We start from the raw sequence: 14,461 nt of genomic DNA on the forward strand, positions 1-14,461 counted from the left end.
CAGAGCGTATTATACGGACGGTATTTTTCTGTGTTTTTTGACAAAATGCTATTTTCGCAAACGCAGGGGCAGCCCCGCCGGTCAAAGCGGGACTGCCCCTGCGTGTATGATTCAGGAGACGATCAATCAGTTGAGGATGGTCAGTTCGGTCTCGGGATCGAACAGGTGGATCTTGTGGGCATCCAGCGCAACGGTGACCTTGTCGCCGCGGCGAGCCTTGGAGGTGGGAGCCACGCGAGCCATCATGTTCTGGCCCTTGTAGGTCAGGTAGAGGTAAATCTCAGCGCCCATCAGCTCGGAGACCTCGACCTCAGCTTCCAGCTTGGTGTCGGGATGCTTGGCCAGGAACTCCTCGTCGTCCTTCATATCCTCGGGACGGATGCCGACCTTGAGGGTCTTGCCCACGTAAGCGTCCAGCTTGCCGTCGGCGGTCTTCTCAGCGGGCAGAGGCAGCTTGGTGCCGGCCAGATCGATGGTGTAGGTGCTGCCGTTCTTCTCCAGGGTGCCGTCCATGAAGTTCATCTGGGGGCTGCCGATGAAGCCGGCGACAAAGATGTTGCAGGGGTAATCGTACAGGTTCTGCGGGGTATCGACCTGCTGGATGACGCCGTCCTTCATGACAACGATGCGGTCGCCCATGGTCATGGCCTCGGTCTGGTCATGGGTAACGTAGATGAAGGTGGTGGCCAGGCGCTTGTGCAGCTTGATGATCTCGGTACGCATGCTGGTACGGAGCTTGGCGTCCAGGTTGGACAGAGGCTCGTCCAGGAGGAAGACCGCCGGGTTACGAACCATGGCGCGGCCCAGAGCAACACGCTGACGCTGGCCGCCGGACAGAGCCTTGGGCTTACGGTCGAGGAGGTGCTCGATCTCCAGAATCTTGGCAGCCTCACGGACGCGCTTGTCGATCTCGTCCTTGGGCATCTTGCGCAGTTCCAGACCGAAAGCCATGTTCTTGTAGACGGTCATATGGGGGTACAGAGCGTAGTTCTGGAAGACCATGGCGATGTCGCGGTCCTTCGGGGGGACATCGTTGATCAGGCGGTCACCGATGTACATCTCGCCCTTGGAGATTTCCTCCAGGCCGGCGACCATGCGCAGGGTGGTGGACTTGCCGCAGCCGGAAGGTCCGACGAAAACGACGAACTCCTTGTCCTGGATCTCCAGGTTGAAGTCCTTGACGGCGGTGACGTTGCCCGGGTAGATCTTGTAAATATGACGGCAGCTGATACTTGCCATTGCGATGTACCTCCATTGCAATTTATTGATGCCCTTGTGGGCTGTTTTTCTTGACAAATCTATAATAACAGCTTATTCTTGAAAAAGATATAGCACTTTATTGATATGGAGGGCCAGAAATTGATTTTTGATTGGAACCGCTGCTGCGCCGTGGCCGAGGTGCGGGAACTTTCCGGGGACAGCGCCGTCACCCTGCCCGGACCCGGCCTGTGGGCGGGCATCCTGTCCAGCGGGCGGTGCCAGGCAGAAGGTACCGGCGGCTACGACGCAGCAGGTGCCTCGGGGGATCTGCTGCTCTGCGGCGGCGCCGTCACCCTGTCCCCCATCGAGGACTGCCACCTGCTGGCGGTGCGCCTCACCGGGCTGGCCGCCGATGCTTTCGCCGCCAACCTGGATCGTCCCCGCTTTGCCGACGGCGCCCTCTGCCCCGGGGCCGCCGAGCTGCTGGCCCGCCTGTGCGACGCCCACCCCGCCGATACCGCCGAGCAGAGCCAGCGGGCCTACGCCCTGCTGTGTGAGCTTTCCCACGCCGACGAGGCCATCCGCCGCCTCAGCCCTCTGGTGGCCGAGGCGGTGGCCGCCATCCGGGACAACTACATCGGCCTGTACGGGGTGGAAGAGCTCAGCCGTCAGCTGGGGGTCTCCAAGTGCCATCTGGTGCGCACCTTCTCGGCGGAGATGGGAGTCTCCCCCGGCAAATACCTCACCGCCACCCGCATCGAGGCGGCCAAGCTGCTTCTGCTGGAACGGGAGTACAGCCTGGACATGATCGCCGCCCTCTGCGGCTTTTCCAGCGCCAACTATCTCTGCCGGGTCTTCAGGCGGGAGACCGGCCAGAGCCCCGCCGCCTGGCGGGATTCCAACGCCCCCGGCCCCTCCGTCCGTCTGCCCAACCGCTCCAACGAAATCTACCTCTGACCCGGACTCTGCCAAAAAAGCACAAGGCGGCCCCGGCACATCCCACTCAGGGATGCACCGGAGCCGCCTTGTTTTGCTGTGTTTTTGCCTGTTACCAGAACAGAACCATGAGCAGAATGATGAGACCCAGCCCCACCAGGTAGACACTGCCGATAAGCAGTGCCGCCTTCAGTGCGCCCAGGATGACCCAGAATTTCTGTCCTGCGGTCAGCTCCTCCTGTTCCTCCCAGGGGCGGTCCTGGCCGGAAGTTTCCCGGGGGGTATTGTCCTGACCGGGCTGCCGGGGTTTGCGGGGAAGGAACAGAGAGGGCATCTCCACGCCGCTCATGTCGGCGATGGTTCGTCCATCGTCCTCAAAGGGTTCATGCTTTTTCATTTGTTGTCATACAGATGGCAGACCACATAATGGCCGGGCTCAATCTCACGCTGAACAGGAGCTTCCTCCTTGCAGCGCTGGGTGCAGTACTTGCAGCGGGTATGGAACTTGCAGCCCTTGGGCGGGTTGGCCGGAGAAGGCAGGGTGCCTTCCAGCGCAATGCGCTCCCGCTTGACGGTGGGATCGGGAATGGGAATGGCCGAGAACAGAGCCTTGGTGTAGGGATGCAGCGGGTTGCGGAAGATATCCTCCGTCTCGCCGTATTCCACCAGGTTGCCCAGGTACATGACGCCCACCGTATCGGAGATGTGCTCGACCACGCTCAGGTCGTGGGAGATGAACAGGTAAGTCAGGTTGAACTGCTCCTGCAGATCCTTGAGCAGGTTGATGATCTGGGCCTGAATGGACACGTCCAGAGCAGAGACCGGCTCGTCGCAGACGACGAACTCGGGGTTGAGGGCCAGAGCGCGGGCGATGCAGATACGCTGGCGCTGGCCGCCGGAGAACTCGTGGGGGTAGCGGTCCTTGTGGAAGGGCTGCAGGCCGCACTTGTCCATGATCTGGTCAATATAGTCGTTGAACTCCGCCTTGGGCACCAGCTTGTGCTCGCGGACGGCCTCGCCGATGATCTCACCCACAGGCAGACGGGGAGACAGGCTGGAGAAGGGGTCCTGGAAGATGATCTGCATCTTGGGACGCAGGGCATGCATGGCCTTGGCGTCCAGATCGTAGATCTCCTGGCCGTTGAACAGCACCTGGCCGCCGGTCTTTTCGCCGTTCAGGCGCAGGATGGTGCGGCCGGTGGTGGACTTGCCGCAGCCGGACTCGCCCACCAGGCCCATGGTGGAGCCGCGGCGCAGGTTGAAGGTAACGCCGTCCACCGCCTTGACCTGGCCCACCGTGCGGCTGACCAGTCCGCCCTTGATGGGGAAGTACTTGCGCAGGTGGTTGACCATCAGGATATACTGCGGGTCATAGGTGACCGGGGTGTAATCCAGATTGCTGCCCTTCTTGTACATGGAAGCGTAATCCTGGTCGTTGCCCTTCTGGTACTTGGGGGCATTTTCCTTGGTGTTGTTGGTGCTCATTTATTCTGCCCCCTTTTTGTCGTAATAACGGTAGCAGCTGACCTTGTGGGTGGGCGACAGGCTGACTTCGCAGGGATATGCGCCGTCGCAGCCTTCCACGCACATTTCGCAGCGGTCCTTGAAATAGCAGTAGTTGGGCATGTCGATGGGGTTGGGGACCTTGCCCGGGATGGAGTAGAGCTTGTCCACCTGCTTGCCCACCACAGGCTTGGATGCCATCAGACCGATGGTGTAGGGGTGAGCGGGATGGGCAAAGATCTCTTCCACGGTGCCCTTTTCCACCACGCGGCCGGCGTACATGACGACGACGTAGTCCGCCGTCTCGGCAATGACGCCCAGGTCATGGGTGATGAGCATGATGGAGGAGTTGATGCGGTCCTTCAGGTTGCGCAGCAGGTCCAGGATCTGGGCCTGGATGGTCACGTCCAGGGCAGTGGTGGGCTCGTCCGCAATGATGATGCGGGGGTTGCAGGCCAGGGCCATGGCGATCATGACACGCTGGCGCATACCGCCGGAAAGCTCATGGGGGTACATGGCGTAGACGCCCTCGCTGTTGGCAATGCCGACGGTCTTGAGCATCTCGATGGTGCGGGCCTTGATCTCATCCTTGGTCTTGCCCTCGCCCTCGTGCAGGGCGATGACCTCGTCCACCTGCTGGCCGATGCGGAACACCGGGTTCAGGCTGGTCATGGGCTCCTGGAAGATCATGGAGATGTAGTTGCCGCGCAGCTTCTGCATCTTCTCGGCGGGGATCTTGGCGATGTCGTAGGCCTTGCCGTCACCCAGGTTGAGGCGGATCTCGCCCTCCACCACCTGACCCTGGGGCCGCTGCAGCAGCTGCATCAGGGACAGGCTGGTGACCGACTTGCCGCAGCCGGACTCACCCACAACACCCACCGTCTTGCCGATGGGCACGTCGAAGGTGACGCCGTCCACGCTCTTGACGGTACCGGCATCGGTATAGAAATAGGTGTGCAGATTGTCAAACTCCACCGCGTTGTTTTCATTGTGCATCCGGGTGGTGTACTCCTCCTCGGGCACGTTCTTGCGCTTGCGTTTTTTCTCCAGCTCATTGGTGATGCGGCGGTTTTCCTTGGAAATGCGCCGCGATTCCTTGGCGGAAAGATATCCTTCGTGTTTTGCCATGATTCGTGGGCCTCCTTTATCGCTTCATTTTGGGGTCAAAGGCATCGCGCAGGCCGTCGCCGACGAAGTTGAAGCCCAGCACCGTGACCAGCAGGCAGATACCTGCGGGAATCCAGATGAACAGGTAGTTCGTCATGACAAAGGCGTCGTTGACATCGTTGATGATGTTGCCCCAGGAGGCGAAGGGGAACTTGACGCCCAGGCCCAGGAAGGACAGCGTCGCCTCGGTGATGATGGTGGAGCCCAGGCTCATGGTGCAGGTGACGATGAGCTGAGGGATGACGTTGGGGATCAGGTGGCGAACAATGCGGTGCCATGCGCTGATGCCGCAGGCCTCGGCAGCGGTCATGAACTCCTGCTCACGCAGGGAGAGGATCTGGCCGCGGACCAGACGGGCGATGGAAGGCCAGCTCAGGAAGCCGAGGATGAGCATCAGGTAGAGCATACGCAGCTGCGGGTCCACCTGCAGGGCGTCCATGGTAGAGCCCAGGATGATGATGACGGGCATGGACGGGATGCAGTAGAAGACATCCACGATACGCATGATGAGGTTGTCCACCCAGCCGCCGAAGTAGCCGGCCACACCGCCCAGCAGCACGCCCAGCACACCGGCGATGATAACAACGATGAAGCCGATGACCAGGGACACACGGCCGCCGTACATCAGACGGGTGAGCATGTCCATGCCGTTGGTATCGGTACCCAGCCAGTGCTCGGCAGAGGGGCTGGAGTAGCGGTCATAGATCTGGGTCTCGGTCATCTGGGTGATCTTCCAGCTGTCGATGGAGGGATCGTAGGTGATGAAGTATTCCGCCTCGGTACCGTTGGCATCGGTGTAGGTGAACTCCTCCTGGTCGGCCTCGATGGCCTCCACCAGCTGCTCGCGGAAGTCCTTGGTGATGGCGGTGTTGTTGCCGCTGGAGGCAGACACCACGTAGCGGCCGATATAGCCGATCTCGGTGCCGGCCTGCATGACGTTGCCGTCCTCATCGATGGTGTAGTCGGTGCCGTCGGAGGTGAACTCCGTCTCACCGTTGGCATTGGCGCGGATGGCGTCCAGACGCAGCTGGAAACCGGGGTCCGCACTGCCGTCGGCCACGGTGAAGGTGTCCTTGGCGGCCAGCACCAGCAGGGTGCTGCCCTGATAGACGGTGTAGACCTCGGGGGCCTCCTCCACCACGGTATAAGTGACATCCTTGTAGGTGAACTCCTCAGCGCCGTCATTGATGGCGCCGATCAGCTGGGCCTGCAGCAGAGCACCGAACTCCTGGCCGTCCGCCACGGTATAACGGTAGCTCTTGTTCTCGGTAACACCGGCATAGTCCATTTTCAGGGTAGTGGTGGTGTAGAACTGCTGGTCCTGACCGTAGGGGCTGATAAGGCCGCCCACAAAGGAGAAGAGGAACATGATGACCAGCATGGTCAGGCCGACCACGGCCAGACGGTTGCGGAAGAACCGCTTGGCGACCATCGCGCCGGGAGAAAGGACCTTGACGCGGCGGTCATCGTTCAAAGAATACTGCTGCTCCGGCTCATTGGCGGAGTTTTTCTTGATGGCTTCGCTCATGATTGATTACTCCTTTCGTCAGGAAATGCGCACGCGGGGATCGACCACGGCGTACAGAATATCGGAAAGGAGGTTGCTCGCCAGGGTCATGATGGCGAGAAACGCCAGATAGAACATGGTGAAGGGAATATCACCGGCGATCATCGACTGGTAGGAGTTATAACCGATGCCGGGCAGAGAGAACAGTGTCTCGGTGATCAGTGCACCGGTGAAGAGTCCGGGCAGCGAGCCGCCCACGATGGTAACCAGGGGGATCAGGGTGTTGCGGAAGGCATGCTTGTAGATGACCACATGCTCCGACAGGCCCTTGGCCCGGGCGGTGCGGATGTAGTCGGCGTTAAGGACTTCCAGCATGTTGGTACGGGTGTAACGCACCAGCGAGCCTACCGACACAATGACCAGGGTAGCGATGGGCAGGACCAGATGGTTGGCCATGTCCAGGAACTTGCCCATGGAGTCCAGCTGAGCGTAATTGCGCCCCACCAGGCCGTACAGGTCAAACCAGCCCAGCTTGACCGAGAAGAGCAGCTTGAGCAGGGTGGCGAAGAAGAAGGTGGGCAGAGAGATGCCGACCAGAGCAGCGGCGGTGATGGTATAGTCCACCCGGCTGTTCTGACGGGTAGCGGCCACAATGCCCAGAGGGATGGCAATGACCAGCTCCAGAATGAAGCTGATGCCGCCCATGACGATGGACAGGCCGATGCTGTTCTTGAACTCGGTGATGACGGGGACGTTCCACTTCCAGCTGTCGCCGAAGTTGCCTGTCAGCGCATCGCCCAGCCAGGTGACATAACCCACGGGAATGCTCTGATCCAGGCCGTACTGGGCATTGAGCTGGGCAAGCAGTTCCTCATAGGGTTTGGCACCCTGCAGCTGGGAAAGCTGCATGGCCATGGTCTCCACGTAAGATGCCGGCAGACTGCGCATCAGCACATAAATGATGAAGGTGACGCAGAACAGGATCAGGATGGAGAGCAGGACACGTTTGATGATGTAATTTCGCACTGGGGGTTCCCTTCCCTTCCTTGGCGCTGCGAAGGCGCACTTTGGTTTTTTTCAGAGGCTTTGGCCGGGGAGGCCGCAACCACCGCAAAGGGGCAGCCGTGGTTTTGCCGCGGTTCCCCCTCTGGATTTCCTTGTTTTTGGCGGTTTTTCCGCCCGAATATGGTCATCCCTTTTCCCCGGCGACGGCATGCCGCCGCCGGGGCAATGGGATAACCACATTCACACGGCGGTGTAGAATGTGGCAAAGGCAGTCATGAAATGACCGCCCCCATGTTTTCCACAAACAAAGGGGCGGTCATCTGCCTTTTACATCGGCTCTAACAGCCCGTTGGGGCAAGGCAGCGTGGGGACACGCGATGCCTGCCATCGGTCACGGGCGTCTTTGCCCAAATTTTTGTATCCTCTGTGCGGATCAGGCGAGCTCCATGGTCTGGATATCGCTGTACCACTTCCAGTACGGGGTCATATCCGGGGTCAGGGTAGCGGTGTTGATGCGCTCGGAAGAGAAGATGTTGCACTCGCTGCGCTGATAGACGGGCAACTCAACGCCCCAATCCAGGATGATATTCATGGCCTCCTTGTACATGGCACGGCGGCTCTCGGTATCGGTGGTCTGGCGGGCAGCCTCGATCAGGGCATCCAGATCAGAATCGTTGATCTTGTAGTAGTTGGTGGAACCCTGGCTGTGGTACAGCTGGTACATATCCGGGTCGGGAGTGGCCTGCCATGCGGCAACCCAGCCCTCGGCAGCGCCGGACTGATAGGAGCTGAACAGCTCAGCGGTGTTGGCGATATCGTTGACGGTCAGGGTGATGCCGATCTCAGCCAGAGCCTTGGAGGCGTTGGTCAGAACCAGGAAGCTGGGATGGTCGCCCAGGCCGCCGCCGCCGATGTTGACGGTGTACTCAAGCTTGGCGCCATCGGGAGCAGCAGTGACCTTGCCGTCGGTGACGGTGTAGCCGGCAGCCTGCAGGTAGCCCAGAGCAGCCTGCTTGGCAGCAGCGTAACGGTCGTCAGCGGTCATGCCGTCGGTGTAGATGGGGTTGCCGTCCACGTCGACAGAGTATGCAACCTGGTAACCGTCATCGGTGACGGTGGGAGCTGCCCAGGAAGTGCTGGAGATGGGGTAGTTGATGATGGAAGCGGTGGTGCCGTAGTAAGAGGTGATGCCCTCCTCACGGTAAGCGGAGATGACGGTCATGATGGCCTTGCGCAGATCCTTGGAAGCCTCGGATGCGGGGTCATCGCCGACCTTGACGTTCTCGGCGTCCAGAGCAACGTAGCCGTAGCCCAGGAAGTCATGCAGACGGGTGGTGATGATGGAGCCGTCCAGGCTGTCGTCGCCGCCGTTGATCTGAGCGATCTGCTTCTCAACCTCGAGAGAGTAGTCGGGATCAGCCACGTCGATGGTGCCGGCCTGAATACCGGTGATCTTATCGGCTTCCTGAGTCTCGATAGCGTTCAGATGAGCGATCTTGGGCTCGCCCAGGTAGTACAGCGGGTTGGCATCCATGTAAACGGTGCCGTTCTCGTAGCTGTTGAAGGTGTAGGCGCCGCCGCCCAGAGGAGCGGAGGTGACAGAGCGGACATGGCTCAGGTCGCCCTTGGTGAAGCCGAACATGTTGTTGTCATAGTCGTACAGGCTCTCCTCGCCGTAGTAGTGCAGAGGAGCAACGGGGATCTGCAGCTGGTAGACCATAGAGTTGGACAGCTCGGTGGTGGTGATGGTCATGCTGTAGTCACCGGTCTTGACGATGCCGCTGACGTTGGGAGCAGACTCACCGGTGGTGACGCCCTCGGTGCCCATGTTGTAGACATCCTCGGGGATCAGGTCGGACAGAGCGGAACCGGCGGTCTCAGCCTCCATCTGGCTGAAGTTCCAGTTGTAGTTGTTGCCGATGGCCATGAAGAAGTCCTTGGCGGTAGCGTCGGCAGCCAGGCCCTCGTAAGCCCAGTTGGCGGCAGCGGTGGCAACGTCGTTGGAGTCGGCAGCCAGGCCGTTGGCAACACAGTAGTCAACAATCTCCTGAGCGAACTTCACGCCGCCGTCGTTGACAGCAGCCCAGAAAGCGGTCTGCTCGTCCTGAGTCCAGTAGGTGAAGTCGGTGTTGTCCTCGCCGGCAGCAGCGATCAGAGAGGACTTGGTGGACATACCGCTGCGGTATGCTTCCACACCCTCGATGGGCAGGCTGTACCAGGTGGTAGCGCCGTCGTAGGTGGGATCCAGGTAGACGTAGATGCTGAAGATCACGTCGTCGATGGTGACGGGCTCGCCGTCGGAGAAGACCAGGTCATCACGCATGGTGATGTCATAGGTAACGGTGCCGTCGGCGTTCTCAGTCACGACGCAGTCGGCGGGGCCGTAGTAGGTATAGTCGGTGCCGTTGTACTCACGGGTCTCGCCCTCAATGCCGTTGAGGACCATCTCGCCCATACGGTCGGTCTGGAACAGGGCCAGCTGGTTCAGGTTCATGATGTCGTTGTCCTGAGCAGAAGTGGCGAAGAAGGGCGAGAACTTGCCCTCCAGGCCGGTCATGGCAACAACCAGGGTGTCGTCGGCGTGGCCTGCGGTCTCGGCAGTTGCGGCTTCGCTGGTAGAGCCGGTGCTGGTGGACGCATCAGACGAGGTCTTGTTGCATCCGGCCAGGACACCAAGGCACATCGCAGCTGCCGTCAGCAGTGCAAGCACTTGTTTGGCCTTTTTCATGTGTTTGTAATACCTCCCTTTTTATCTACCGGCCAGTGGCGGATCATTCCTGCGGAGGGTCCGCAGGAACAGAAAAGGGCATGCCCTTTTCCCTGGCCCACCATGTTCGATGTTCCCTCATCGCGCACAGTTGTAGCTGGCCGATTCTTTAATTATATAAGCAGGTTTCCCATATGTCAATATAACCGCGTCATTTTCACACCATTTAGCTGGGCTATTTGAAAATTTATACACACAGACAGATTTTGGCGTTCTTTTTACGCGTGCTTTTGTCTTTCTGTGACGGTCAGTCGGCATTTTTTTCTTCCGGGGCGCTTTCGCCGGCGGACTCTTCCGGATTCCGGCAGGCGGTCTCCTCCAGTTTCTGCCAGTCCATCCGCCCCGTCAGACGGCGCAGAATGACCTGAGCTGCCAGGGCCGCGGCGCACAGCGCCACAAACACTGCCCGCTGCCAGTTCAGCCCATTGAGCGCCAGATACACCACACCGCCCGCCGCCGACAGCGCCGAAAAGGCAAGTGTCACCGCACTGCGGACAGGGAGTTTGCGCACGGTCTGCTCCAGCACGTACTCCCGCAGAGGGTCCTCGTTGAAAGACAGCCGCCCCACCGTGTAGACCACGCTGATGGACGCCACAAAGGCCGCGGCATAGGGGATGATCACATAGAAGCAGCGCCCCAGCCCGGGGCCGTCCATCATTCCGGCGGCCAGCAGCGCCGCCAGCGTTCCCAGGGAAAGTCCCCACAGCCCCGCCAGCGCCCTGCTCCGGGGCAGGCTGCCCGCATAGCGGTAGTGACTGCCCCGGTAGCGGTAGCTGCCGGTGAGATCCCGTTCAAAGTCGTTGAGGTAGGCGCGGCGGCCGCGTTTTTTGGTATCCTTTGCCATTACACGATTCCTGTCAGGTCATAGTTGTCCAGCCAGCGGCCAGCTTCCTCGCAGACGCCGCGCAGGCAGTTTTCGTCAAAGGGATTGTCCAGACCGGCGTTCTTCAGCAGCTCGGTGAAGACACAGGTGCCGCCCTGACGGGTGTACGCCATATAGTGTGCCCAGGCATCCCCCTGATCTTTCTGAAGGCGGGCCCAGAACTGCAGCGACACCGTCTGTGCCAGGCAGTAATCGATGTAGTAGAAGGGGCTGGAATAGATGTGATGCTGACGCTGCCAGCCCTGGCCCTCACTGTAGAAGGGGATCTCGCCGTCCAGGCGCATCCAGGGCATATAGACGCCCAGCAGTTCCTTCCAGACGCCGTGACGCTCCGCCGGGGTCAGGTCGGGCTTCTCGTAGACGATGTGCTGGAAGTGGTCCACCATGGTGCCGTAGGGGATGAAAGTCAGCGCCCCGGCCAGATGGGTGTAGCGGAACTTGCGGGCATCCTTGCCGAAGAAGCCCTCAGCCCAGGGCCAGGCGAAGAACTCCATGGACATGGAGTGGACCTCACAGGCCTCCAGAGAGGGCCAGACATACTGCATGGGGATGCGGTCCCGGTTGGTGTAGGCGGCGAAGGCATGGCCGGCCTCGTGGGTGACCACCTCCACGTCGTGCTGGGTGCCGTTGAAGTTGGCGAAGATGAAGGGCACGCGGTAGTCGGCGATGGACGTGCAGTAACCGCCGCTCTCCTTGCCGGGGGTGGACAGCACATCCAGCAGCTTGCCGTCCAGCATGGTGTTGAAGAACTCGCTGGTCTCGGGGGACAGCTCATCGTAGAAGCGCTTGCCCTGGGCCAGGATGGCGTCGGCGTCGCCCGCCGGGCGGGGATTGCCGGAACGGAAGGCCAGGGCCTCATCGGCAAAGCTCAGGGGATACTGCACGCCCAGCCGCTCGGCCTGGGCGCGGTAGATGCGGTCCGCCAGGGGCACCAGATACTTGACCACGGCGGCGCGGAACTTCTCAATGTCCTCCTTGGTGTAGCAGTTGCGCTGCATGCGGGCGTAGCCCAGGGTGGTGTAGCCGTCGTAGCCCAGCTTGCGGCCCATGGCGTCCCGCAGATGGACCAGCTTGTCGTAGATCTCGTCCATGGCGGGCTGGTTTTCCTTGTACCAGCGGCCTTCCGCCTGCCAGGCAGCCAGACGGCGGGCGTCGTCGGCGTCGGTCTTGAAGGGAGACAGCTGGGACAGAGTGTAGATGCCGCCCTCAAAGGGGATCTGGGCGCTGGCCAGCAGCTTCTCGTATTCCTGGGTCAGGTCGTTCTCCTGCTGCATCTCGGGGACGATGTCGGGAGAAAATGCCTTGCGGGCCAGCTCGGCATTGACGAACATCAGGGTGCCGTACTCCTTCTCAAAATCGGGGCGGAAGGCAGACTCCAGCATGGCCTGGGTGAAGGCGTCCCGGCAGGTCTCGATCTCGGGGATGGCGGTGTTCCAGAACTTCTTCTCGGCATTGTAGAACGCATCCCGGGTGTCGATGCTGTGGCGGACGCTGGCCAGGGTAGCCTGGGTGTCGATGTGCTTTTCCAGCGTTTCCTTGTCCAGGAAGGCTGCCCTGGCGGCGGCGTAGTCGGCCGCACCGCGCAGGCGTTCGGTCAGGGCATTGTATTGGGTTTTGAGCGCATCCAGGTCGGGGCGCTGATAAGGCATTTCGGAAAAAGTCATGTCCATGTCTCCTTTGCTTGCATTTTATCAAGGATAAATAACAGTATACCACAGTGGTCAAAAAGGGGCATCTTCAGATAAAAAGATCTTTTCTGTCAAACACTGCCACCGCCAGGGCGTACAGCAGGATACCGGCCCCCAGCAGGATGCCCGCCCCCGCCCGGGCCGCCGTCTCTCCCGCCGCAATGCCGGAGGGGTCAAACAGGGTGAAGAAGGTGAAATACTTTGCCTTTTCGGCATCTCCGCCCACATTGGCCAGCATGTTCAGCACATAGGCCAGCACCGGGAGCCCTGCGCCGAAGCCAAGGCTGTACCGTGTGTCGGAGAAGACGCAGGACGCCAGCAGGCAGATGCCGCCGATGAAAAACTGCAGGCAGAACAGCGCCCCGTTGACCTGCAGCAGATCGCCGGGCGCAACCTCCCCGGGGAACATCACGGCAATGCTCACCAGCTCCACCGCCGTGGCATAGACCAGCAGGATCACCGTGCCCGAGACAAGCACCGCCGCCTGGGTCAGAGCGATAGTGGTGCGGCGCACCGGAGCCGCCACCAGCGAAGCCATGGAGCCGTCCTCCGCAGATTTGGCCACAAGGCCGTTGCCCCGCAGGATGGCAAACAGCATGGGGAAGATCAGCAGAATAAAGCCGTACAGGTAGGAGATCATGAACTCCAGCAGATTGTTTGCCCCGGCATCCATGCCCACAGCAGCCATCAGCTCCGGCATCAGTTCCACAAAGCCGTCCAGCGTCGCCATCAGTTCCGGGTCGTACATGCTGATAATGATGGTGACGTACATGGTGATAACTGCGCCCAGCACCGCCAGCAGCCGGAGGCTGCCTTTCATGCCGCGCAGGTAAAGGGTCGTGTTAATCATGTTCGCCGCCTCCGTAATAATGCAGGAAAATTTCTTCCAGGCTCTGCCGGGCGGTGACGGTAACCCGGCAGCCGTCCTGCTGCCCGCCGAAGTCCCGCGCAAAGCTCTCCGCCCGTTCCGGCGTGTCCAGCGTCACGGTATAACTCCGGAGATGGCGTTTGCGCAGGGCCTCCACCGAGTCCACCGCAGCCAGACGCCCCGCCCGGATGATGCCCACCCGCTGGCAGGTGCGCTCCACCTCCTCAAACATGTGGCTGGACAGAAGAATCGTCTTGCCCCGGGCCGTCTCCTCCCGCAAAAGCTCCACAAAACGGTTCTGCATCAGGGGATCCAGGCCGCTGGTGGGCTCGTCCAGGATCAGCACCGCCGGGTCGTGCTGGAATGCCGCCACAATGCCCAGCTTCTGTTTCATACCTTTGCTCATCTTTTTGATGCCGCCCCGGGGGTCCAGCTCAAAGCGGTCCAGCAGCTCCTTCTGCCGCACCGGCTTCTGGCCCCGGTATCCCGCCAGAAAGCGCAGGAACTCCGCTCCCGTCATGTCGTTGAAAAAACTGATCTCTCCGGGGATGTAGCCCAGATCCCGCTGGATGTTCTCCCGCTCCCGCCAGCAGTCCCGGCCGCCGATGGCACAGCTGCCCGCTCTGGGGCGCAGAAAGCCCATCAAGTGACGGATCGTCGTTGTTTTTCCCGCACCGTTGGGTCCCAAAAAGCCGAAGGTCTCTCCCTCCCCCACCGAGAATGTCAGGTCAAAAATGCCCTTTCCTCCGCCGTAGTCCCGGGTCAGGCCTTTGGTTGAGATCGCATCCATCCCAATGCCTCCTTTGTCTGCGAGCTGCCGCTGTATGGGCACAATATAGCACCCCTCCCCGGCCACGTCAAGCCGGGATGCCGGGACGGCCGGATTCCGGCGGAAAATTCAGGAAATCCCCTGGATTTTTGTTTGCCGAAGGCGGTT

At 60.6% G+C, this 14,461-nt stretch carries 12 protein-coding genes; 1 reads left to right on the forward strand and 11 read right to left on the reverse strand.

Annotation, left to right across the window (positions count from 1 at the left end; genetic code table 11):
* Positions 1–126 precede the first annotated feature (126 nt).
* Entirely contained in the window at positions 127–1,239 is a 1,113-nt protein-coding gene (locus INF35_RS12255; protein ID WP_193502836.1) for an ABC transporter ATP-binding protein, read from the reverse strand.
* A gap of 120 nt (positions 1,240–1,359) precedes the next feature.
* Between INF35_RS12255 and INF35_RS12260 the strand changes: the two genes are divergently transcribed.
* Positions 1,360–2,157 carry a helix-turn-helix domain-containing protein gene (locus tag INF35_RS12260; RefSeq protein ID WP_193502838.1) on the forward strand — a complete coding sequence of 266 codons (798 nt, stop codon included), beginning with the start codon at positions 1,360–1,362 and terminating at the stop codon, positions 2,155–2,157.
* Between the two features lie 91 nt (positions 2,158–2,248).
* Here the strand turns inward: INF35_RS12260 and INF35_RS12265 are convergent, their stop codons facing one another.
* The 10 genes from INF35_RS12265 to INF35_RS12310 form a co-directional block, all read right to left on the reverse strand.
* Positions 2,249–2,533, reverse strand: a complete 285-nt coding sequence (locus INF35_RS12265) for a hypothetical protein (RefSeq protein WP_193502840.1) — start codon at positions 2,531–2,533, stop codon at positions 2,249–2,251.
* Entirely contained in the window at positions 2,530–3,552 is a 1,023-nt protein-coding gene (locus tag INF35_RS12270; RefSeq protein ID WP_193503015.1) for an ABC transporter ATP-binding protein, read from the reverse strand. The genes INF35_RS12265 and INF35_RS12270 overlap by 4 nt, the downstream gene beginning before the upstream one ends.
* 69 nt (positions 3,553–3,621) lie before the next feature.
* Positions 3,622–4,635 (reverse strand): ABC transporter ATP-binding protein, encoded by a 1,014-nt coding sequence (locus INF35_RS12275; protein WP_407925647.1) that lies wholly within the window; start codon positions 4,633–4,635, stop codon positions 3,622–3,624.
* A 148-nt stretch (positions 4,636–4,783) separates the two neighbouring features.
* Positions 4,784–6,334: an ABC transporter permease gene (locus tag INF35_RS12280; protein ID WP_193502844.1), complete on the reverse strand. Its 1,551-nt coding sequence runs from the start codon at positions 6,332–6,334 to the stop codon at positions 4,784–4,786.
* Positions 6,335–6,352: 18 nt separating this feature from the next.
* Entirely contained in the window at positions 6,353–7,339 is a 987-nt protein-coding gene (locus INF35_RS12285; protein ID WP_193502846.1) for an ABC transporter permease, read from the reverse strand.
* 412 nt (positions 7,340–7,751) lie between these two features.
* A complete protein-coding gene (locus INF35_RS12290) occupies positions 7,752–10,046 on the reverse strand; it encodes an ABC transporter substrate-binding protein (protein ID WP_193502848.1) in 2,295 nt (764 codons plus the stop codon).
* Between the two features lie 286 nt (positions 10,047–10,332).
* Positions 10,333–10,929, reverse strand: coding sequence for a hypothetical protein (locus tag INF35_RS12295; protein ID WP_193502849.1), 597 nt, complete (start codon positions 10,927–10,929; stop codon positions 10,333–10,335).
* On the reverse strand, positions 10,929–12,632 hold the full coding sequence (locus INF35_RS12300; RefSeq protein ID WP_193502850.1) for a M3 family oligoendopeptidase: 1,704 nt from the start codon (positions 12,630–12,632) through the stop codon (positions 10,929–10,931). The genes INF35_RS12295 and INF35_RS12300 overlap by 1 nt, the downstream gene beginning before the upstream one ends.
* 73 nt (positions 12,633–12,705) lie before the next feature.
* Entirely contained in the window at positions 12,706–13,506 is an 801-nt protein-coding gene (locus INF35_RS12305) for an ABC transporter permease subunit (RefSeq protein WP_193502851.1), read from the reverse strand.
* Entirely contained in the window at positions 13,499–14,314 is an 816-nt protein-coding gene (locus INF35_RS12310) for an ABC transporter ATP-binding protein (RefSeq protein WP_193502852.1), read from the reverse strand. Before INF35_RS12310 ends, INF35_RS12305 begins: the two co-directional genes overlap by 8 nt.
* Positions 14,315–14,461 lie beyond the last annotated feature (147 nt).

Source organism: Gemmiger gallinarum, from assembly GCF_014982805.1.
Taxonomy (GTDB): domain Bacteria; phylum Bacillota; class Clostridia; order Oscillospirales; family Ruminococcaceae; genus Gemmiger; species Gemmiger gallinarum.